The organism is Peribacillus butanolivorans (genome assembly GCF_001273755.1).
Classification (GTDB): Bacteria; Bacillota; Bacilli; order Bacillales; family DSM-1321; genus Peribacillus; species Peribacillus butanolivorans.
The window spans coordinates 4,379,514-4,399,971 of record NZ_LGYA01000001.1 but is presented as its reverse complement, the minus strand read 5'-3'; the positions used below and the strand labels follow the sequence as shown (position 1 = coordinate 4,399,971).

Genomic DNA, 20,458 nt, shown 5'->3' with positions numbered 1-20,458 from the left:
GCTAAAAAGGAAGAAATAATCGTAACGGCACTTTATCAGTTTACTAGTAACTTCAAGGAGGATGAATAGAGGCATGGAAAGTAAAAATATCTTCAAACGTGATATTGCTGAGGTAAGAGATGTGAAACTTCAAAAATATAGTCCGATTCATACTGCGGGTCCAGTCATTGAACCAGGAAATTGGGAGAAGAGTGATCCCTTTCTTTTAATGATGGAGGATAAATTTCAAAAAGGTTCATTTGATATTCATCCACATAGAGGGATTGAAACAGTCACATTTGTTATCGATGGAACGATTGAGCACTATGACAGTCATACCGGGGATGGTGGAATAATCGGACCGGGTGATGTCCAATGGATGACAGCCGGAAGCGGCGTTGTGCATAATGAGGTGCCTTCTGAAGGTGTTACTGCCCATTCGCTTCAACTCTGGGTCAATCTTCCCCGTGATAAAAAAATGACAACACCGCGATATCAAAATTTAATGGGAAAAGATATGCCAGTGAGAAAAGAAGAAGGAGCTATCATCCGCGTCTTTTCTGGTTCATCAAAGGATGTTATCTCTGCGACGAAAAACCATGTTCCTGTTACGATGGTGGAAATGCTTCTAGAGCCTGGAGCTTCGGTCACACAGAATTTGCCGGGTAGCTACAACGGAATGATCTATCTAATAGAAGGAAGTGGATTATTCGGTAAAAACGAAATGAAAGCTTCAAAGGGTCAAGTGTTGTGGCTGGGTGCAGGGAAAGAATCAGAGGAAAGTGAAGTGGATATAACAGCAATTGAACCATTGCGTATTGTTTTATATGCGGGAGAACCTTTGATGGAACCAGTTGTTGCCCGTGGACCATTTGTCATGAATACAGAAGAGGAAATTGATCAAGCTTACCTAGAGTATCGGCAAGGTACATTCTTGAAGGATTAACGAATATTTAAATGGAATTAGAAATAGGTTAATCTGAAGTTTCCTAGAGATATTATATGTAGTATAAGAAATTAAAGAGCATCAACACTTGATGCTCTTTTTAATTTTTTATTTCTAATAATTGTTTATGTATTTTAAGTTTTCAATACATGCTCTTTCTCTCTATTTATTTAGCAGATTCAGATTGAAACGCTGGAGCCGTATTCAATCACTCTATTATTTTTACTTTCACTTCTTTTCTTCCCCACGTTAAAGCATCCGCTTCTTTTGGAATGAAAACATCAATTCTATTGCCTTTGATCGCTCCGCCCGTATCTACAGCGAGGGCCTGTCCATAACCTTCAACCTCTACGGTAGAACCTAAAGGGATCACATTTGGGTCGACTGCTATCACTTTTGCATCATCATACTTTTTTAAATCGACGCCCATTCTCGTGGTGCCGGAGCATCCAGAACAGCTTGCCGTATAAGCTGTGCTTGCAACGGTCAGCTCCTTAACATTTTGGCTTACTAAATTGGCTTTCTCCTCTAATTTGCCTAAAGTTCTTGCCCCTGCAATTCCATCAACCGATAAACTCTTTTGCTTTTGAAAATTTGAAACGGCCTGCTTTGTACCATTGCCATATATGCCATCGACCGTTGAAGTGTAAACACCCCATACCTTCAATAGCCTTTGTAGTTCAGCTACAGGCTTACCGATATCCCCACTGCGCAGGACTTTTATTTTCTGGTTCGTTTGTGAACCTGCTATTCCATCAACTTTTAGTCTTGATTTTTCCTGGAACTTCTTAACAGACTCTTTTGTAATCGGACCGAAGTAGCCTGTTGCTTCATGATAGGGGAAGACCCCTTTTGTCATTAATAATTCCTGTAGTTCCTTTACATCACTATGACTCGTTCCATACGAAAGTGTGCGATCTCCAACGGCAGCTTCACCTCTAGTTGGCATACAAATTCCCATAATGAATATAGAAGCCGTTATGATCGTAAATAATATTTTTTTCATGTTTGTCCTCCTCGTTGTTTCTTGCCTTAAACAATTCGCTAAACTATCACTTTTTCAGGCGCAGTTAAGGAAAAACACCTCGAAGGCACTAAAGAATTGTTAATACATGTAACAAACAGAGAAACGAATAGGGAGGATATATGATGCCAATATCCTTAGTTGTAATAGCGTAGTTCATTTTTGAAGAAGAAGAAGAGGTGGCATATACGCAGTTATCGGACATTCGTACTTAAAAGAAAGATTTTTTCTTAATTTACACAACCACTTAGGAAAATAATACTAAATATAATAAACTCTTAATCCCTTTCAATTCTAGCTCTCCGTATAATCAATGAATCAAAAAAAGTAGAAGAAATCGATTTTACCAGTGGCTCCTCCATGCAGAATGACATCAAGTGCTGGTTTTGATTGAGGTTGATTAAATGGAGCGGTCGTGACAGGTACACCGAAGGAACTCAAACGTTTCCAAAACCTTGATTTTATCCGCGCCTCTATCCTTGGTGCTACAACCGATAAGTATTAATGGTGGAATCCATCAATTCATAGTAAAACAAACCCTTTGATTTATTGAGGTCCTGTCATGTATTAACTCCCAATTGTGAAGAAAAATATGGTAATATTTATTTATTATGGAAATAGATTTAGAGATGAGGAAATATACATGTTAACTAAACATAGTAATAACTTATTGATTATTTCATCTTTACTAGCAATAACAGGGCTAGCACTGATGTTTTCAAGTATTCATTTTGGCATTTCACTAGGGGATTCTTGGCTTAATAATCAGGAAGATGGAATCTATGATACTGACCAATACAATATGGTGGTTGAGACTCATAAAAATAATTTTATAATAATTGGAAGTGTCTTATTTGGCACTGGAATACTAACACTTATACTAACTTACTTTACATTTATATTAGGAAAAAAAGATAACGACAAACTTGTCTAACTGCTAGTCAAGTAGTGGATCAGGGCTGTCTATATGACAGTTCTTTTTTATTCAACGAGGCAGTTTGATTGTATTAATGTTATTTTTTCATTGTTGTAAATGACCATTAGGAGTGAACTCAAGCAATTTTTATCCATAATCTTTTTTATAGCAATTACTGTTTTTCTCCTTTACTACTTACCTTTAATAGCAAAGGACTTACACAAACATACAAAACAGAATGAAGAAATTAAGGCCCTTTTAGAAAAGATAGTAAATAACCAGTTGAAAAATTAGATCTACCTAGCTTGTTGTTTGATTAACGTGAAAGACTATGAAAAAAGGGGTGGGAGAATGTTTCCTAAATTAGAAACAGAACGGCTTATCTTGAGAGAACTTACTGTAGATGATGCACAGGATATATTAAACTGTTTTTCGAATCCAGATGTATTGCGTTATTATGGACAAAAACCGTTAACCAGTTTAGATCAGGTGAAAAATATTGTTGTGAATTTTTCTAATAACTACAATGAAAAACGCGGCATTAAATGGGGAATTGAAAGTAAAGAAAAGGAAGGCATTATCGGAACAATTGGATTTCACGATTGGTCTTCTGAACATAAGAGGGCTGAAATAGGTTATGCACTTTTTCCAGAGAATTGGGGAAAAGGGCTTGCCACTGAGGCTGTTTTAGAAGTCATATCATATGGTTTTAAAGAACTTAATCTAAAGCGTATTGGAGCTATTGTGTTTGTAGAAAACAAAGCATCTAATGAGTTATTAATAAAATTGGGCTTTGAGAAGGAAGGGGTTTTAAAGAATTATATGTATCAAAATGATGTACCATTTGATACGAACGTATACTCTTTACTGAAATAGGGGGAGTGGATGAAGTACGAACCTTATTGAATGAGCAATTACCGAAAAGAAATAGTTCTAATTGAACTATGGGGTCTGATTTATTTCAATGAGGTTGATTGCTGAGAAACCTTTTCCTAATGCTAATGTAAAAGATAGACACTAAATCTGTCAGTGAGTGAGTGTGAATTTTATGGGATTCCTAAAAAATGACGAAGAAGTCCAACTGCAAGATGTCAGAGAGAGTGATCTATCCATCTTTTTCGAGCATCAATTAGATTCTACTGCAAACAATATGGCTGCTTTCACATCTAAAGATCCTACTGACAGAAAGGCTTTTTTGAAACACTGGACGAATATTTTAGCGAACCAGAATATCTTGAAAAAGACCATACTTTATAAAGGGTGTGTGGTGGGCAACATTCTAAACTTTGAACAGTTTGGCAATCCAGAAGTCTGTTACTGGATTGGAAAGCAATATTGGGGCAAGGGGATTGCCACTGATGCACTGAGTAAATTCCTCCATGAAATAAATGTTCGGCCTCTTTGTGCCCGAGCGGCTAAGGATAATATCGCATCTATTCGAGTATTGAAAAAATGCGGGTTTGCAATTACCGATGAGGACAAAGGATATTCAAATGCACGAGGCGAAGAGGTTGAAGAATATATTTTGAGGCTTGAATCAACTAAATTCTAGATATGAATATGCGGGAAATCTTTAAACTTACAGTGTTCAAAGATTTTTGTTGAAATATTGAATTAAATGGGTGGGAAGATATTTTCGATAATTCTTATTTTAAGACGGATTATCTTCCTGAAGGACGGATTAGTTTGACACACGGACGAATTATCTTCCTGAAGGACGAATTATTTTGCACAACGGACGAATTATCTTTCTGAAGGACGAATTAACATTCAGAGTCGTATCAAATGCGACAAAATCTTAGGAGTTGTGGTTGGCTAAATGAAAAAAGTTATAGGCGTAATATTGGTATTGGGGATTATTGGATTGGGAAGTTATTTTCTATTATTAAGGCAAAAAGGATTTGAATTCACGGTAAAAAATCAAACGAATAAAGAAATTACAGGTTTATATTTGACCTATAAACATATAAACTCTGATATTAAAATTCCCTCAATCCAGCCAGGCGAAGAAACTAAGTTACATGTAACGCCAACTGAAGACTTTGGAGAGAATTCGATGAAACTACAATATAAAGATAGTAAAGGAAAACAACATACAGAATATGTAATCGGGTATTTTGAAAAAGGATATTCAGGTGAGGGAAAAATCACTTTAGAATCTATTAATAAGAACGGGGAAATTCAAATGAAAGTCGAAGATACTACTAGACTCTACTGATTGAATGGGATTATGAAAAAGTTTTACCGTTTAAATGACCTTGAACAGCCTAGATTCTTCTCTACTGAGCATCATATTGAATTGTCAAGGGATGATAAAAAGGAGCATTTTGTTCCAGTTGGTATAGAAATTGAAGGATATACAATAACTTCATTTAGCAATCAAATAATTGAACTACCATTAAAATGATAATTTAGTTTTGAGAGGAAGAACTTACATAGGGTTCTTCCTCTTAATTTTTCGTTAGAGACAACTATTCTATCGTATTTAGAAGTATCTCCGCACAATCAATTGGTTACGCAAAACCAATTAACCTATATTAAAAAATGAACATTTAAAATAATATATGAAAAAAATGTTATAATAAATTTGTTAATATTAGGAAATTGTTATTAGGATATCAGGAGGTTTTCAATTGAAATTTTCAAAGATACAGAAGATGGTGCTGATTTAGGTGAACAACTACAGAAAAAGGTTGAAAATTGGTTAAGTAAAACGAGCAAATAGATATCCCTTTCTCTAATAACTACTATCTGGGGCAGCGTCAGGTAAATGCAGTTTTTTAAAAAAAGCCCTATATGGGCTTTTTTTTATGAATTATTCTTTTCTTGCTATTAAAAATTGATGTTCAAACCATTGCTGCTCCTGCATTTTTAATTCTATCCTTGTTTCATTATTCCAATCAATTCATCTGGAATATCTGGAAGTCGATTAATAACTTCCATATTAAGCAACATTTCGGGCTTTGAATATTCATTTAATATATCCCATGTACCTCTAAGGCAAATAAATAGAAACATTTGAATAAGATAATACTTTTATAATAGATTATCTTCACTAGATTTACTTTTTTCTATGTTCATTCACCTAAGAGACTATGTTATAGCCAATATGGAAAAATATCAGCATAGCAATAATATGCATAATATGGTAATATTACATTTGTGTGATTTTGGTAAATATACAAAAAGGAAGGTATTATATGTCTGAAACTGTTCTTAAGGTCCAATCCTTAACTAAAAAAATTGGAAAAGCCACCATTGTAGATAATGTTAGCTTTGAAATAAAAAGTAAGGAAATATTTGGTTTGCTTGGTCCCAATGGAGCTGGTAAAACCACTATTATTCGTATGATTACGGGTCTTATTAATCGTACGGGCGGTACAGTCATGATTAATGGATATGACCTCGATAAAGATTTTGAAGGTGCCATGAATCAATTAGGTGCCATTGTTGAAAATCCAGAATTCTATAAATACATGACAGGCAGAAAAAATATCCTTCACTATGCTCGTATGTCACCTAATAAAATATCTAATGAGCGAATTGAAGAAGTAATAAAGCTTGTTAAATTAGATCATGCCATAGATAAAAAGGTTAAAACATATTCATTAGGAATGCGTCAGCGCCTTGGTGTAGCACAAGCAATTTTGCATAAACCGTCTTTACTGATTTTTGATGAACCAACTAATGGCTTAGATCCACAAGGGATTCGCGAGTTTCGTGATTATTTGAAGGTACTGGCAAGTGAGGGCGTGGGTATTTTAATTTCATCGCATTTACTATCAGAAATGCAATTAATGTGTGATAGCTTTGCCGTTATTGAAAAGGGAAAACTCATACATACGAAAGAACATATTGTAGATGAAAAAACTGAAGCAATTAGTGAAGTTCTTTTTACTGTCAGTGATGGAGAGCTAGCTAAAAAAATCCTTCAAGAACAGTTTGGTAATATACCTATTCTTAAATATGAGGCGAATTCAATTTCTGTATCAGCCACACGTGAACAAACGGCTAGTATAAACAGAAGTTTTAATGGTAATCAATTAGATGTTTATGAAATAGGCATTACTAGAAAATCACTAGAAGATAAATTCTTTGAAATAACTGAGCAGGAAATGAGGGAGTCTGTATGATGTCCTTGATAAGAAATGAATGGATGAAAATCTTTTCAAAAGGATCTACATATTTGTTTATCGTTTTTCTTTTATTGGCAGCTGTAGGAACAGCGTTGATTGATTATAAACTAAATCCAGTCGAATCAAGTAAAGATTGGAAGCAAGAGTTACAAGCAGAAATACAAGAACAGCAGAATGAATTAAAAACTTCTAAAATTAGTGAAGATGAAAAGTCCGTGATAATGGAAGAAATCGATTTAAATAAACAACTTTTAGACGCTAATATAAACCCTGACTTGCGTACGAACTGGACGTATATGGCAAACTGGACTACATCATTAACATCATTTGTTACTCTATTTGTTGTGATTGTTTGCAGCTCCTTAGTTTCATCTGAATTTTCAGATGGCACCATTAAGCAATTGTTAATCAGGCCTTATAAACGTTGGAAAATTCTCCTTTCTAAATATATAACATCACTATTATTTGCAGCGTTATTACTTGTGAGTCTATTTATATTCAGTTATATAGTAGGAATTTTATTCTTTGGAAGTGGGTCGTATTCAGATAAAATTCTAGATCCTGCATCTTTTGGCTTTAGTCCTGTAATAGTAGGCGATTATTTTGTAGATATGATGGTTTATTGGATACCAGGATTTTTAGTTATCACAACCATTGCTTTTATGTTAAGCACATTATTTAAAAGCCAAGCACTTGCAGTAGGCGTTTCAATATCTATTTTATTTGCTTCAACTCCTTTAAATTTAGTTATACAGTCACTTATTGAAAAAAACGAGTGGTTAAAGTTCGTCTTATTCCCTCATCTCAATTTAAGAGGTTACATTTCTGAATCGTTCTCAATGTTTGATGGAGCAACTCTTGGATTTTCTATAAGTGTACTAGCAATCTATTATCTTATCTTCTTAGCATTAACCTTTTTCTTCTTTCAAAAGAAGGATATTTCAAACTAAGATTTTTCCATTTATAAATAGAATGAACCGAAATCGATCTTTGATTTCGGTTTTTCTTATTCAGACAAAGGGCTTTAATAAAACAAGAACATTGAGAATTTATACCAAATTCATTTCGTATTAAATTATGCTTGAAGAAAAAGGAATGTAATGAATGAGGATGGTGTTTTAGATTGGGGGTATTTTTTGAAAAAAGGGCAAAGAAAAGTACAAAATCATTTATTATAATAAAAATCTTAATGAGCCTAGCAATATTGTTCGTGTTGGTAATGGGCTTTATCAATAATTTTGATTTCTATTTTGTTATGTTCTTTACCTTATTAACCTCCACTAAATCCAAAACCACCGTCACAACCTGACATATAGAAACATTGTTCAAAATAGCTATCAATCCCTCGTTCGTAAAAGTGTACCTTTCCGACGGTTCTTGAGGTAGCGAGTAGTTCACTCAATCACATTAAACCATACCGGAGATTTATCATCAGGATCACCATTATAATTTATAGTGATTTCCTCACCCGCCTTAATATTAGTTATTGCATAAAAGTCTATTGATAAATTATCTTCATTATTATCAAACGTCGCATTCGGAGTGTATGAATGATTAAATAGTGCTCCATATCCTAGTGCAATGGCTATGTCGTTATGATCCCCCCAAAAGAAGCAGTAATTAAAGAGTATAGTCTTCTCTAGATATTCCCATTCTTTTTCAGGTGATATTAAAACAGGTGATACCTCAATGAGTTCTCCCTTTTTAATATCACGTGTAGAATATACCCCTCTACCATACTTTCCAGTATTTTTAATACATATTGGTGCCACAGCAGTAGCTCCTTTCTGAAATTATTGATTGCTTTTCAAGTGTAAAGTCTAGTATTAATGTACTATTTTAATCTAAATTTCCTAGGCGCTTTTTTAAATATAGGGACGTAAGTGTACTCCATGATTCCCACTTGTTGAATTTCTGTACCCAAGCATCATAGTTCCGAGGAATAATTTCGAACAACTCACTATTGATGATACAGGGCAAAGATGTGAGTAAATCCGTCATTCTTTATAGTACAAACTGTTCCAACGAGATAGCGTAGGTATTTATCAATATTAATATGCTACGAGGCTTCATCAGGGAATTAATATAGTGGTCTAGTATTGATTTTTTTGATCAATTCATAAAGGAAATCATCGTCGGATTGTTTCAAAATCTCCCATAGCTGACTTCTATTCACAATGTTGGTCGCGTGAAATTGAAACTTCTCGGAAAAATCGATTTATAAAAGATATAATAATATAATTTTTTTAGCTCGATTTTGTTAACTAACGTACATGTTAGAGCTATTTTGCATATTATATTTTATTCTTATATAAAGGAGGGGTATGTATGCCGAAAGGGAAAAAGGCTAATGGCAAGTCAAATGAAAGCAAGTCTGAAAAAGGCAAGTCAAATGAAAGCAAGTCAAATGAAGGCAAGTCAAGTCAAGTCTGAAAAGGCAAGTCTGATGGAAAATAGTCCTGATTTAGCGCGCTTTTGAAGATCGTCAATCATGATTTACGGCTGCTGGAGCGGTTGCGAAAAAAGACTTTACAGGAAGAAACTGAGGAAAAGTGTATTCCTGAGTTATTTATGCTATCACAGCTACTTTAAAGGGCTTTTCTTCTTCACGCTTCTTATCGTAACACTCTCGTAATCTCTTGTTCCGAGGGATGATTTCATCTCATTTTCTTCTTGCGACAATCACGAATGGCACATTTAACGGCCATGTACAAGGTGTGTCATAGCCTACTAGAACCTTTTTTTGATAATCCGAATTAAAGTCCCTTTGAATGTACCAGATTCAAAGACACTTGGATCGATTCCGGCAAATGGAACTAGTCTCTTAGAGTGATTAAGTCGATCAAAGATCCATTATGAACTTTCTACAGCTTGCATTTTCACGGTTTGCACTAGTGTGTGTGTTACTTCAATAAGGGAGTAAGGTTATTAAGTACGAGCTATAAGTGGGATGAACTGATAATAGGCGCTTCTTTAATAAAAGGGGTCGCCTTTTTTTATTGCTTTTTCAGTACAAATTTCTACAAAAACGTACAAATATTGTAATAAATAAAATATCAAAAACCCATCTTTATTTGAAAAAGTGAAACCGAATAATCGTTCCTAGCGTTATACATATGTACAGCGAAAAAAGGGAGGTCCCACATTTGAAGAATGATCAAGAATTAGTCAATAAAATTAGGAGGGGCGATAAAGATGCGTTTAGTTTATTGGTAAAGGCCTTGATTTTGAAGCCATTGAAGAAACAGTTCAAGATTATCTTAACTCAGAGAAAGTAAAGAAAATAATTAAAAACGATCAATATGAGATCAATATTTATAGTAACAAGGGAAAAAAATTAAATTAATACCCGCTGAACTTGAATAATTGATTTCCCGCCATAGGAGTTTCTTATGCAGTTAACGGAGCAGGATAATTAAGAATAAATATAAGCATATAAAAAGCTCTCCATTATGAAGAGCATTTATTGTAGGCTTTTTGCTTTTAAGGTAATACGGTTTGATTTGGATTATTCTTAGCTGAAGGTGAACGAAAAGCTATGAAGAACCATAAAATATTTACAATTATTGCAGCAAGACAAAGACCTGTGATACTAGCAATATATATAGCGCTAATGTCTTTAAATTTTGCTATTACTAGAACGGCTACAATTATTGAAGAATTTATCAGTAGACCGCCGCAACAAAACAAGGCTAAAACGAATCTAATTACATCTAAACCCATCCAATATATTATTAAGGGCACTAGATAAAAAACAAGTACCATTCCTATTGATATCCACATTCCTGAAGACCCGAATTGATTAGCATTCGGTCCTATATCTGCAAGCGGGGATAGTGAGATTGTAATCAGTAAAACACAAAAAAGGGCCGCTGAAAGCAAAGTCATAAATATAATTCCCTTTCTTTTTCTCATAATATATCACTTCCTTTAATGTTCTCATTTTACGGGTGTTGAAAATGTTAAAATTACCCATCTGTTGTATCGTAACATAACTGGAATGTTTTTACACCTTAAAATTTATTAGCAGTCTTATTTTATAATGGGGGCTTTATTTCAATGAGGAGTAAAGCCTTTTTCTATTCAACTAAATGGGTAGCATTAGTTGAATAACAGTCCTTTATTAAGCTAAAAGGTTAATAAGAAATTAATATAATTGGAACTTTATCCAATTATATCCGTAAATATCTATTAGAAGATTATGAAAGGGGCTCCTATGAAATTGGTTTGTTAATGGGGCTAGTAGGGTTATCGTTGTTTCTATTAGGAATTTATATATCCCAATGGACACTTTTTGGCATAGTGATTGGAATTGGTGGGGGGATTATAATGGGGATTAGGTCGGTGGAATTTTCTCATTAGTTATTGAAGTAGCTTAGGCCTTTTTTTATAAAAGATAGCTTTTTTATTCTAATATAATGGATTAATGTGGAAGGAAGGTGGGGTACCTTGTTAAAAATATTAAGAATCGTTTTTTCGATAATAGTTCTTATTTTATCAGGATATGGTTTAATCACTGACAATTTCGAGCTATCTTCATATATGATTTTTTTCTTAGGAGCGTTAATGTTGGTGATAGGATTAGCCGAACTTCAAAAAGATAGAAAAAGATTTTGGGGGTATATGAGCATTATTGTCTCTTTATATGCTTTCTTTGTTTCTATACAGGGGTTTTTATTGAACTAAGGGGCAGGGTAGATAGGGATTTTATCCTGTGTTGTGACAAGATAAATAAGATAATAAAACCTGTTGTAAGAAGTGTTCTGAATAATAGTAAATGAATAGGTGTGGTTCATATTGATAAAAGATAAAAAATTTATATATTTTGCTCTCATTTTTTTATTTGTGTCTATGGCATTAAATTTCCCTTTCCCACATGAAAGTCCTTATGGTGAAACAGTTGCTTTGGTTTTAAATATACCTGTTGAATCAGTAAATGGATTACAGTATATAGGAATTACATCATTAATTTTTTTAATTATGAGCCTATTTTTTCTTGTGAAATCATTGGAAAAATATCATGGTAGATTTGTAGTGCTGGCTATTATGGTTGCAATGTTTACTCCTCCTTTCTTAGCCAGTTCGTTTCAAAAATATTTTGCAACTGGCATTTACGCCATTTCCTATGAACGTGATATAAGTAGTTGTAGTTTTGAAATGACCAATGAGACAACATTGCATGGGGAATGTGTACTTCCTTTTGAAAACTACAGCAAGGATGATGCACAATTCACTATTGAATTTTTTGACGAGTACGAAGATGATGTAAAAATGATTTCACTTATGAATACCGATTCTCCATATGAGGTAAGGTTAAGAGGAAAAGAGCGTAAAAGGGTGAAAATCGATACAGATATTGATGTATCACAGATGGAAAGTCATATTGAAAGTGGCGATTCATGGAATATGAATATTATCATTAAGTCGGGGGAAAGAATCAGAAAATTATGAGGCTATATGAATATACCTACACTAGTTTTCTATTAGTTTTCGTAAATTATAGGGGCATAACAAATTTTGACCGTCTGAAAGAGTGCAGATAGTACATGATTTAATAATCCTATTTCAAGAACACTATTCGTTAAGAAGAACGAAGGATTCTGAAGGTATATTCTTATAGCAAAAAAGTCTAGATTAATGAGTATTATAGACTTACCTTATAAAATCTCCTATTAAGAAAATGATAGGAGGTTTTTTTATGTTAATGCTAGAAGCTAAGCTTATTGAAAAATCGGAACTACATAAGCTTTCTCTTTTGGACCCATTGGATGGTCTGCGACAACTTCAAAATCCACTTTTTCTGCCCAAAACCCTTTAGATCTTTGTTGGTCTTCAATATAGACGGTATCTGTACGAAGCATAGATAAGATCAGCAGAGCTAATATATTGTAAAATAAACGATGGGAAATATATGAGGAGGGATTAAAAATAAGAAAAGTTGAAGTAACTGAATATAATAACCAATGGCCTTCTATGTTTAAGGAAGAGGCTAATGTAATACATAAGATTTTCGGGCCTGAAATCATTGAAATTTATCATATAGGAAGTACTTCTGTTTACGGACTAAAGGCAAAGCCTGTTATTGACATAATGCCTGTGGTAAGAAAAATCCATCTAATAGATGAGTTTAACAAGAATATGTTAGGGATTGGTTATGAGCCGAAAGGAGAAAACGGATTATCTGGACGTAGGTTCTTTCAAAAAGGAGGAGATAACCGAACTCATCACGTTCATATTTATCAATTAGGCAATCCCGGAATTGAACGTCATCTTGCTTTTCGAAATTACTTACGAGAAAATCCTTCTGCTGCAGAAAAATATGGTGATCTTAAAGAGGAATTGTCATATATATTTCCTTACGATATGGATTCGTACATTAAAGGAAAAGAAAAGGTATTATTGGAAATTGAACGAAAAGCCTTATCTTGGTATCGGAGTTCAAGAGGATGACTACATATTTGGCAGTTTATTGAAAAGGCTCTAATCAAGGAGATAGATTGTTAAAGAAGAAGATGGCAACTGAACTTAATCTAAAATGAAACCGCCACCCGAAGGTGAAGGTTTCTTATTGTATCGAGGAAATACACGACAAATTACTGTTCTTCTAAGATGGTTACAGAAACACTTTGTTTATTATTTGGTTCATCAAGGGAATGGATTGTAGCTATTCCATTCTGTTCATCCACGTGCTCAATGTAGATACTTTCCCCATTATAGGTCACATTAGCCATAATTGGCGAAGAAGCAATTTCTTCTGCTCGTTGTGCGTTCATTTTAGCCACCTCCTTTGGATTTGCAACTGTAATAATATTTGTTCCAAATTTCTAAAATATACATGTTGTAATTGAAATGCTTCCAAGTTAAGAAAACATAGAACTAAGATTAGATATGGATGGTTCCTAAAATACCAGGGGGTTCACTAGGACCCTATTAAGGTTTTATTTCAAATGTCCAGTTCTTCAAAGTGATGAGATAGATGACTATTAAACGATAGACTTGAATATGACCTCTGATTTAATGAACGGGGGCTTAAGTTTAAAGTGGGGGTTGCTGCGGTAACTCTTTTTTTATTGTGCTAACGTAGCCGTTTAGTTTAACACTCTTTCAACTTACAATAATTGGTGTCAAAGGGGGATATGGAAGAATATGATTGAAGGTAACAACGTAAGAAAGAAGGGTAGAAAAAAATCTTAAAACAAAGGAGAGGTAAACATGAAAGAAAAACAACCAGAAACAAAAGAAATGAATTTAACATCGCTCATGAAAGACTATGTGAACTACAACCTCTGGGCAAATGCCCAATTGATAGATTGGCTGAAAACAAAGCCATCTGAAATAATAGAACAGAAAATACTTTCGAGTTTTCCGAGTATCAAATGGACACTCAAGCATGTTTCTGTTGGTGAGAAATTTTGGTTGGAAGTGTTAAAGCAGGAGTCAACACCGGATATAGGGGTTTTCAGTGATCGATCAAATAAGACTGTCGAAGAAGTGTTATTGTGGACAATTCCAAAGAACTGGCCCTATATGTGAATTCACTTACCGAAAGTTCAATAACAAAAGATTGCCATGTGGAAACTCCATGGTTTAATGAAACCCGTCCAAGATTTGAATATATTCTCCATGTAATGAATCATAGTACCTATCATCGAGGGCAAATTATAACTATTGGACGAAATGTTGGTTTAACCGATGCTCCTATGACAGATTTTAATATTTACAATTTTTTTTGGAAAGTCCGCCACATGAATGCTTCTTAACATATTTAACTATTAATCTGCGGATAACTTATTTTTAAGCTAATGGTGGAGTTAGTTTAACTAAACTAATTAAGGAAGTCGATACTTTAACGTACACTAATCGGCTTTTTTAGGTTGAAAACTTGCTTTCATTGAAGATCCGGCTGCCCTCTGGCCGCTTTTTTTGTTTATGCAACTACCTGAAAATAAACTTTTTAAAAAGGAAAACTCTAAAGAATATAAGTGATTTAATGTAATGTACTTTTTTTAATTCGAAAGAGTATTATGATTGAAAATAGATTGACATTCATTGGTAATGTGTTAATATTTATAAAAATGGAACCGGTACCAAAATTCGCGAATGGATGAATGAAATGGTTAAACGAGAAAATTCAAAAGTTACAATTTACGACGTCGCTAGAGAAGCGGGTGTCTCAAAAACCTCGGTTTCCCGCTATTTAGGGGGGAGATATGATGAGCTCTCTGACAAAACCCGCAAGAAAATCGAGCTGGCAATCAACAAAATGGAGTACCGCCCCAGTACCATGGCCAGGGGGCTTAAAAGCAATAAGAGTTATTTGATTGGAATTATCGTTGCAGACATTAACAATCCATACACGACGGCTATCCTTCGTGGGGCTGAAGATATATGCAGCCAGAACGGTTATAATCTGATGATTTGCAACTCGGATAATAATCCGGTTAAGGAAAGAGGATATTTTGAAATGCTTCTATCCCATCGTATTGATGGGCTCATTATTCATACAACCGGCGGAAATCACGACATGTTAAAACAGATGCAAGACCAGAAGACGCCGATTATCTTGCTGGATCGGAAAGTACCTGATCTTGAAATTGATACTGTAGGATTGGATAATTTTCAGGCCACTTCGCAAGCGGTCAATTATTTGGTCAACCAAAACTATGAACGAATAGCGTTTTTCAGCGAACCAGCAAGCAAAGTAAGTACCCGGTATGAACGGCGGCTATCCTTTCAGCAAACGTTATTGAGCCACGGTCATCCGAGTTCAAAAGATGTTTATGAGGTAAATGTCGACGATTTAAATGATGTAGATTCCAAGCTTCAGCACTTTTTAGATGACTCGGAAGGCAAGGCACGAGTTATATTAACCGCAAATAGTGTGGTGCTATTAAAATTAATTTTGCTTTTACAAGAAAAGAAACTGTCGGTTCCAAAAGATTTAGCAATGATTGGCTTTGATAATCCAGAGTGGAGTACGATTGTTTATTCAGGAATTACAACAATTGAACAGCCTACGTATCAAATCGGGGTGGCTGCTATGGAAATGATATTGCGTCGTATTGACGGGAACGAGTCTCCAGCCCAAACAATGGCGTATCAAGCGAAACTGAACATAAGACAAACAACGCCATATATCCAGAAATAAGTCTTCTAAGAAAGGAAGTCTTATTTCATCACAAAATGGTACCGATACCATTTTGGTGAAAACGCATTCATTAGGAGGAGTAATATGAAAGTCTTTGTATGCATGAATTCAATACCATTAGAAATACTTCAAACACTCGGGCATCTTGAAATCATAAAATCAATCTCAGCCGCTGGAGCAGATGGAATCGAAATCAGAAGAGAGCTATTGGGCCAAGATGATTCATTGAAAGAATTAGGTGCCTTATGCAGAGAGCTTAACTTAGACATTTATTATTCTGCTCCTGAATGTCTGATCGGCCCTCACTATCAAATGGATGAGCAACGTTTTAAGCAACTGGCTAGGGAAGCGGATGAACTGGGAGCTGAATTGCTAAAGCTGCCTCTAGGACACTATCATTTCACGGAAACTGATATGACTCAAGTAAATAAGGTTTTAGTAGAAGAGATGCAAAGCCACAGTGGATTAAAGATTACCATCGAAAACGACCAAACGCTTGAAGGTGGAAATTTAAATCGAATCGCTCATTTTCTGAATCGTTCTGAGAAGTTGGGCATTCCGATTCGATTGACTTTTGATATGGGCAACTGGCTGTACACAGATGAGGTTCCAATGAAGGCTGCACAAGAGTTAGGGAGATATGTTGTCTATGTTCATTTGAAACAGGTGAAGAGGGAGAAAGAGGAATGGATAACTGAGCCGATTTCATTGCCACTGCAGTCTGATGTGAATGAGTTATTAGAAAGGTTTAGTGGTACCTATCCGAGAGCGATTGAATTCCCGGTAACCCTGGAAAATGTAGCAACCTATATTTCACATATGAAAATGGAACAGGGGGTTAACCAATGAGCGAGCTTAAAGTATTAACGATGGGAGAGGCAATGGCGATGTTCATAGCGGATGAGCCGGGGAGCCTTGAAGACTGCTTAAGTTATAAACGTTCTGTGGCGGGGGCGGAAACCAATGTAGCCATTGGCTTGTCAAGGTTAGGAATCAGGACTGCATGGATGAGCAAGGTCGGAAATGACTCATTCGGGCGAATGATTATGAAAACGCTCACAACTGAAGGAGTAGATGTCTCGAATATTTTAGTAGATGAGCTAAATCCAACAGGGTTCCAGCTGAAATCGAAAGTCGAAAAAGGAGATCCGGTCGTTGAATACTTTAGGAAGAATTCAAGCGCCAGTAAGATTTCCCTAGAGGATTTTCCATTAGAACAGCTCCCTTTAACTCAGCACCTGCATTTAACAGGGATACCGCCTGCCATTTCAGGTAGTTTCAGAGATTTGTCGTGGCAAGTGTTGAATCATCTGAAACTAAAGGATGTAACCATATCATTCGATCCAAATCTTCGTCCTACCCTCTGGTCGAATGAGAGGGAGATGATTAACGTCGTCAATCAGTTTGCAGAAAAGGCGGATTGGCTGCTTCCCGGAATTCAGGAGGGGGAAATTCTTACAGGATATAGCAACAAAGAGGATATCGCCAGTTATTATCTAGAACGAGGGGTTAAGCTTGTGGTGATTAAACTGGGGGAAGAAGGAGCCTATCTTGCTACAGAAAATGAAAGGAAACAGGTGCCCGGTTTTACTGTCACGAAAGTGGTTGATACAGTTGGGGCGGGAGACGGGTTTGCTGTCGGGGTAATCAGCGCATTATTGCAAGGGTTGTCATATGAAGAAGCTGTTGTACGAGGAAATGCGATAGGAGCAAAAGCCGTGATGTCTTCTGGAGATCATGAGGGGTTTCCTAATATGGTAGAGCTAGAACACTTTATGAAAAAAGGAGTGCTTCAATCATGAAATCTGCTCAATTACAGGTAGCTTCGAGGAAAAGGTGGATGAGATTAATCCCTTTGGTGTTCATCACATACAGTCTCGCCTATCTCGACCGTGCCAACTATGGATTTGGTGTAGCAGGAGGGATGGGGGAAGACCTCAATATTACAGCAGGAGTATCTTCCTTTCTGGCCGCCTTATTTTTCCTTGGTTATTTCTTTTTCCAAGTTCCTGGAGCACATTACGCGGAAAAGAAAAGTGCAAAGAAACTTATTTTCTGGAGTTTGATTCTCTGGGGAGGACTAGCCACATTAACGGGAATGGCGACAAGTGTGGAGTGGTTATATCCCATTCGCTTCATGCTGGGAGTAGTTGAAAGCGCTGTTATGCCTGCGATGCTCGTTTTCTTAAGCCACTGGTTTTTAAAAGAAGAACGCTCTCGTGCCAATACCTTTTTGATTTTAGGAAATCCAGTTACTGTATTATGGATGTCGATACTTTCCGGTTATTTATTGAAGGCATTTGACTGGAGATGGCTGTTCATAATTGAAGGACTTCCGGCCGTCCTGTGGGCGTTTATCTGGTATAAGCTTGTTAATGACCGCCCAAAAGATGCTAAATGGCTTACGGATCAAGAAAAGAAAAATATGGAGTCTGTCCTTCAAGAAGAACAGGCTGCATTAAAGCCTGTAAAAGATTATCGTGAAGCTTTTAAATCAAAACAGGTCATCGTACTCAGCATCCAATACTTTACGTGGAGCATTGGAGTATATGGGTTTGTTATGTGGCTGCCATCTATTATTAAAAAGGCCTCCCATATGGATATTGTAGCAACGGGCTGGTTATCATCTGGGCCTTACTTGTTAGCTGTTATTTCGATGCTGACATTATCCTATTTTTCAGATAAAACATTAAATCGAAAAACGTTTGTTTGGACATCTCTGCTTGTAGGGGCGGTCGCATTTTTCGGATCCTTCATGATCGGTACATCGAATTTCTGGCTTTCATATGCTCTGTTGGTCATTGCTGGCGGTGCTATGTATGCCCCTTATGGCCCTTTCTTTGCCATCATTCCTGAAATTCTTCCGCGGAATGTGGCTGGAGGAGCAATGGCCCTAATTAATAGTATGGGGGCGCTTGGTTCATTTGTAGGTGCCTATTTTGTTGGATATTTGAACGGCTTAACTGGAGGGCCAGGAGCATCCTATATTTTTATGGCCGGTTCCTTATTGATTTCAGCTCTGCTCACATTGACGGTTAAAAAGCCAGTGGTTGCATCAGTCGAGCAAAGGGAGGTAGTTTCGTCATGATCATTCAGCTAGCACTGGACCGCATGAACATGAAGGAAGCCATTGAAATGGCTCGAACCGTGGAATCCTCTATTGATTGGATAGAAGTAGGAACTTCTCTTATTAAAGAGTTTGGAGCGACTAGTATTAAAAAAATGAAAAATCAATTTCCGGATAAAAAAATCGTTGCAGACATGAAGACGATGGACAATGCGGCTTACGAAATGGATTTATGTTTTCAGGAGGGTGCAGATGTTGCTACGGTGATGGGAGCTGCACCCGATGTAACCATACAAAAATGCCTGGAAAAAGCGAGTGAATACAAAGGGCAGATCATGATTGATTTATTGAATGTATCTGATTCCCGGTTTGAACAATTACAGATATACAATCAGGCAGTGTTTTGTGAGCATGTAAGTAAGGATAGCCAGGAGATCGCTGATCATGCCGTCGCCAAAATGAGGAAGCAGGATGGATTAATAAGAGCAGTAGCAGGGGGGATTACACTTGCATCCTTGCCAGAAATGATCAGGCAGGGTCCAGATGTTATTATTATTGGCTCGGCGATTACAAAAGCAAAAGATCCTGCAGAAGCTGCCCGTCTGTTTAAGGAAACGATAAATATGGTGAAAGGTGTGAATGAAGTTTGAAAAAGGAAATCTCGATTATTTTAGAAGAAGTGAACGGTGTTTTTAACAAAATGGATGTAGGAGCAACGGAATTGCTCCTACAGCAGCTACAGCCTGCTACTAGAGTTTTTATTGTAGGTGAAGGACGATCGGGCTTTATGGCTAAAGCCTTTGCGATGCGACTGATGCATCTTGGCTTAAACGTTTTTGTAGTCGGGGAAACGATTACACCTTCTCTTGCGAAAGGAGATCTAATCATAGCCATTAGCGGGAGTGGTTCTACGAATAGTGTGATTTCCGTTGCTGCAAAAGGCAGAGACATCGGATGCAAGGTGTTTTCCATTACTACGAATAATCAATCGGATTTAGCGAATGTTTCTAATGAGGTTCTGGTGATTCCGGCTGCAACGAAAAATCGTTTAAACCATGAAACGAAAAGTGTCCAGCCTTTAAGTTCATTATTTGATCAGTGCGTACATGTTTTGTGTGATGCAGTATGTCTAAATTATTCATTAAGCCAGTCTATAAGCCATGAACTAACTTATTCCAAGCATAGTAATGTAGAGTAGAGTGTAATTTCAAGGCTGGCCCCTTCATTAGAAGGCCAGCCATC

26 protein-coding genes and 1 pseudogene are annotated in these 20,458 nt (G+C 36.2%); 20 read left to right on the top strand and 7 right to left on the bottom strand.

Annotated features, from left to right (window positions below):
* Nucleotides 1-73 precede the first annotated feature (73 nt).
* Entirely contained in the window at nucleotides 74-925 is an 852-nt protein-coding gene (locus AKG34_RS20245; protein WP_053347770.1) for a pirin family protein, read from the top strand.
* 208 nt (nucleotides 926-1,133) lie between these two features.
* On the opposite strand, the gene AKG34_RS20240 is transcribed toward AKG34_RS20245, so the two are convergent.
* Nucleotides 1,134-1,931 (bottom strand): peptidoglycan-binding protein, encoded by a 798-nt coding sequence (locus AKG34_RS20240; protein WP_053347769.1) that lies wholly within the window; start codon nucleotides 1,929-1,931, stop codon nucleotides 1,134-1,136.
* A 336-nt stretch (nucleotides 1,932-2,267) separates the two neighbouring features.
* The gene (locus AKG34_RS29375; protein ID WP_269083749.1) at nucleotides 2,268-2,390 is read right to left on the bottom strand and encodes a hypothetical protein; all 123 of its coding nucleotides are present in this window, start codon (nucleotides 2,388-2,390) and stop codon (nucleotides 2,268-2,270) included.
* A 202-nt stretch (nucleotides 2,391-2,592) separates the two neighbouring features.
* Here AKG34_RS29375 and AKG34_RS20235 point away from each other — a divergent pair, with 202 nt between their 5' ends.
* The 6 genes from AKG34_RS20235 to AKG34_RS20210 all read left to right on the top strand — a co-directional run bounded on the left by AKG34_RS20235 (nucleotide 2,593) and on the right by AKG34_RS20210 (nucleotide 7,951).
* Nucleotides 2,593-2,883 (top strand): hypothetical protein, encoded by a 291-nt coding sequence (locus tag AKG34_RS20235; protein ID WP_053347768.1) that lies wholly within the window; start codon nucleotides 2,593-2,595, stop codon nucleotides 2,881-2,883.
* Between the two features lie 333 nt (nucleotides 2,884-3,216).
* On the top strand, nucleotides 3,217-3,741 hold the full coding sequence (locus tag AKG34_RS20230; protein WP_053347767.1) for a GNAT family N-acetyltransferase: 525 nt from the start codon (nucleotides 3,217-3,219) through the stop codon (nucleotides 3,739-3,741).
* A gap of 172 nt (nucleotides 3,742-3,913) precedes the next feature.
* Nucleotides 3,914-4,417 (top strand): GNAT family N-acetyltransferase, encoded by a 504-nt coding sequence (locus AKG34_RS20225; RefSeq protein WP_053347766.1) that lies wholly within the window; start codon nucleotides 3,914-3,916, stop codon nucleotides 4,415-4,417.
* 267 nt (nucleotides 4,418-4,684) lie between these two features.
* Nucleotides 4,685-5,083, top strand: coding sequence for a hypothetical protein (locus AKG34_RS28400; protein ID WP_053347765.1), 399 nt, complete (start codon nucleotides 4,685-4,687; stop codon nucleotides 5,081-5,083).
* Nucleotides 5,084-6,065: 982 nt separating this feature from the next.
* On the top strand, nucleotides 6,066-6,998 hold the full coding sequence (locus AKG34_RS20215) for an ABC transporter ATP-binding protein (protein WP_053347764.1): 933 nt from the start codon (nucleotides 6,066-6,068) through the stop codon (nucleotides 6,996-6,998).
* Nucleotides 6,998-7,951 (top strand): ABC transporter permease, encoded by a 954-nt coding sequence (locus tag AKG34_RS20210; RefSeq protein ID WP_053347763.1) that lies wholly within the window; start codon nucleotides 6,998-7,000, stop codon nucleotides 7,949-7,951. The genes AKG34_RS20215 and AKG34_RS20210 overlap by 1 nt, the downstream gene beginning before the upstream one ends.
* A 444-nt stretch (nucleotides 7,952-8,395) precedes the next feature.
* On the opposite strand, the gene AKG34_RS20205 is transcribed toward AKG34_RS20210, so the two are convergent.
* The gene (locus AKG34_RS20205) at nucleotides 8,396-8,773 is read right to left on the bottom strand and encodes an SET domain-containing protein (RefSeq protein WP_152952324.1); all 378 of its coding nucleotides are present in this window, start codon (nucleotides 8,771-8,773) and stop codon (nucleotides 8,396-8,398) included.
* Nucleotides 8,774-9,351: 578 nt separating this feature from the next.
* Here AKG34_RS20205 and AKG34_RS29370 point away from each other — a divergent pair.
* A complete protein-coding gene (locus AKG34_RS29370; RefSeq protein ID WP_269083748.1) occupies nucleotides 9,352-9,480 on the top strand; it encodes a hypothetical protein in 129 nt (42 codons plus the stop codon).
* Between the two features lie 93 nt (nucleotides 9,481-9,573).
* Here the strand turns inward: AKG34_RS29370 and AKG34_RS27710 are convergent.
* Nucleotides 9,574-9,845 (bottom strand): annotated as a pseudogene (locus AKG34_RS27710) (transposase); the annotation flags it as partial.
* A 302-nt stretch (nucleotides 9,846-10,147) separates the two neighbouring features.
* On the opposite strand from AKG34_RS27710, the gene AKG34_RS29365 reads away from it, so the two are divergent.
* Nucleotides 10,148-10,279 carry a hypothetical protein gene (locus AKG34_RS29365; RefSeq protein ID WP_269083747.1) on the top strand — a complete coding sequence of 44 codons (132 nt, stop codon included), beginning with the start codon at nucleotides 10,148-10,150 and terminating at the stop codon, nucleotides 10,277-10,279.
* Nucleotides 10,280-10,484: 205 nt separating this feature from the next.
* Here the strand turns inward: AKG34_RS29365 and AKG34_RS20200 are convergent, their stop codons facing one another.
* Nucleotides 10,485-10,916, bottom strand: a complete 432-nt coding sequence (locus AKG34_RS20200) for a DUF5391 family protein (protein WP_053347762.1) — start codon at nucleotides 10,914-10,916, stop codon at nucleotides 10,485-10,487.
* A 534-nt stretch (nucleotides 10,917-11,450) separates the two neighbouring features.
* Between AKG34_RS20200 and AKG34_RS20195 the strand changes: the two genes are divergently transcribed.
* Both AKG34_RS20195 and AKG34_RS20190 read left to right on the top strand, forming a co-directional pair.
* Nucleotides 11,451-11,687: a DUF3953 domain-containing protein gene (locus tag AKG34_RS20195; RefSeq protein ID WP_053347761.1), complete on the top strand. Its 237-nt coding sequence runs from the start codon at nucleotides 11,451-11,453 to the stop codon at nucleotides 11,685-11,687.
* Between the two features lie 111 nt (nucleotides 11,688-11,798).
* On the top strand, nucleotides 11,799-12,452 hold the full coding sequence (locus AKG34_RS20190) for a hypothetical protein (protein WP_053347760.1): 654 nt from the start codon (nucleotides 11,799-11,801) through the stop codon (nucleotides 12,450-12,452).
* 269 nt (nucleotides 12,453-12,721) lie between these two features.
* Here AKG34_RS20190 and AKG34_RS27700 read toward each other — a convergent pair whose 3' ends face one another.
* On the bottom strand, nucleotides 12,722-12,862 hold the full coding sequence (locus AKG34_RS27700; RefSeq protein WP_236694981.1) for a VOC family protein: 141 nt from the start codon (nucleotides 12,860-12,862) through the stop codon (nucleotides 12,722-12,724).
* Nucleotides 12,863-12,929: 67 nt separating this feature from the next.
* Between AKG34_RS27700 and AKG34_RS20185 the strand changes: the two genes are divergently transcribed.
* A complete protein-coding gene (locus tag AKG34_RS20185; protein ID WP_053347759.1) occupies nucleotides 12,930-13,451 on the top strand; it encodes a GrpB family protein in 522 nt (173 codons plus the stop codon).
* 143 nt (nucleotides 13,452-13,594) lie between these two features.
* Here AKG34_RS20185 and AKG34_RS20180 read toward each other — a convergent pair whose 3' ends face one another.
* Nucleotides 13,595-13,774 carry a small acid-soluble spore protein H gene (locus AKG34_RS20180; protein ID WP_053347758.1) on the bottom strand — a complete coding sequence of 60 codons (180 nt, stop codon included), beginning with the start codon at nucleotides 13,772-13,774 and terminating at the stop codon, nucleotides 13,595-13,597.
* Between the two features lie 439 nt (nucleotides 13,775-14,213).
* Between AKG34_RS20180 and AKG34_RS29360 the strand changes: the two genes are divergently transcribed.
* The 8 genes from AKG34_RS29360 (at nucleotide 14,214) to hxlB (ending at nucleotide 20,414) form a co-directional block, all read left to right on the top strand.
* On the top strand, nucleotides 14,214-14,534 hold the full coding sequence (locus tag AKG34_RS29360) for a DinB family protein (protein ID WP_053347757.1): 321 nt from the start codon (nucleotides 14,214-14,216) through the stop codon (nucleotides 14,532-14,534).
* The gene (locus tag AKG34_RS29760; protein WP_161804957.1) at nucleotides 14,501-14,761 is read left to right on the top strand and encodes a DinB family protein; all 261 of its coding nucleotides are present in this window, start codon (nucleotides 14,501-14,503) and stop codon (nucleotides 14,759-14,761) included. Before AKG34_RS29360 ends, AKG34_RS29760 begins: the two co-directional genes overlap by 34 nt.
* Nucleotides 14,762-15,114: 353 nt before the next feature.
* The gene (locus AKG34_RS20170) at nucleotides 15,115-16,149 is read left to right on the top strand and encodes a LacI family DNA-binding transcriptional regulator (RefSeq protein ID WP_053347756.1); all 1,035 of its coding nucleotides are present in this window, start codon (nucleotides 15,115-15,117) and stop codon (nucleotides 16,147-16,149) included.
* Nucleotides 16,150-16,233: 84 nt separating this feature from the next.
* Nucleotides 16,234-16,998: a sugar phosphate isomerase/epimerase family protein gene (locus tag AKG34_RS20165; RefSeq protein WP_053347755.1), complete on the top strand. Its 765-nt coding sequence runs from the start codon at nucleotides 16,234-16,236 to the stop codon at nucleotides 16,996-16,998.
* Complete coding sequence (locus AKG34_RS20160; RefSeq protein WP_053347754.1) at nucleotides 16,995-17,951, top strand: sugar kinase; 957 nt, start codon at nucleotides 16,995-16,997, stop codon at nucleotides 17,949-17,951. Before AKG34_RS20165 ends, AKG34_RS20160 begins: the two co-directional genes overlap by 4 nt.
* Entirely contained in the window at nucleotides 17,948-19,237 is a 1,290-nt protein-coding gene (locus AKG34_RS20155; RefSeq protein ID WP_053347753.1) for an MFS transporter, read from the top strand. Before AKG34_RS20160 ends, AKG34_RS20155 begins: the two co-directional genes overlap by 4 nt.
* A complete protein-coding gene (gene hxlA / locus AKG34_RS20150; protein WP_053347752.1) occupies nucleotides 19,234-19,866 on the top strand; it encodes a 3-hexulose-6-phosphate synthase in 633 nt (210 codons plus the stop codon). Before AKG34_RS20155 ends, hxlA begins: the two co-directional genes overlap by 4 nt.
* Complete coding sequence (gene hxlB / locus AKG34_RS20145; protein WP_082612602.1) at nucleotides 19,863-20,414, top strand: 6-phospho-3-hexuloisomerase; 552 nt, start codon at nucleotides 19,863-19,865, stop codon at nucleotides 20,412-20,414. The genes hxlA and hxlB overlap by 4 nt, the downstream gene beginning before the upstream one ends.
* The last annotated feature ends 44 nt before the right edge of the window (nucleotides 20,415-20,458 follow it).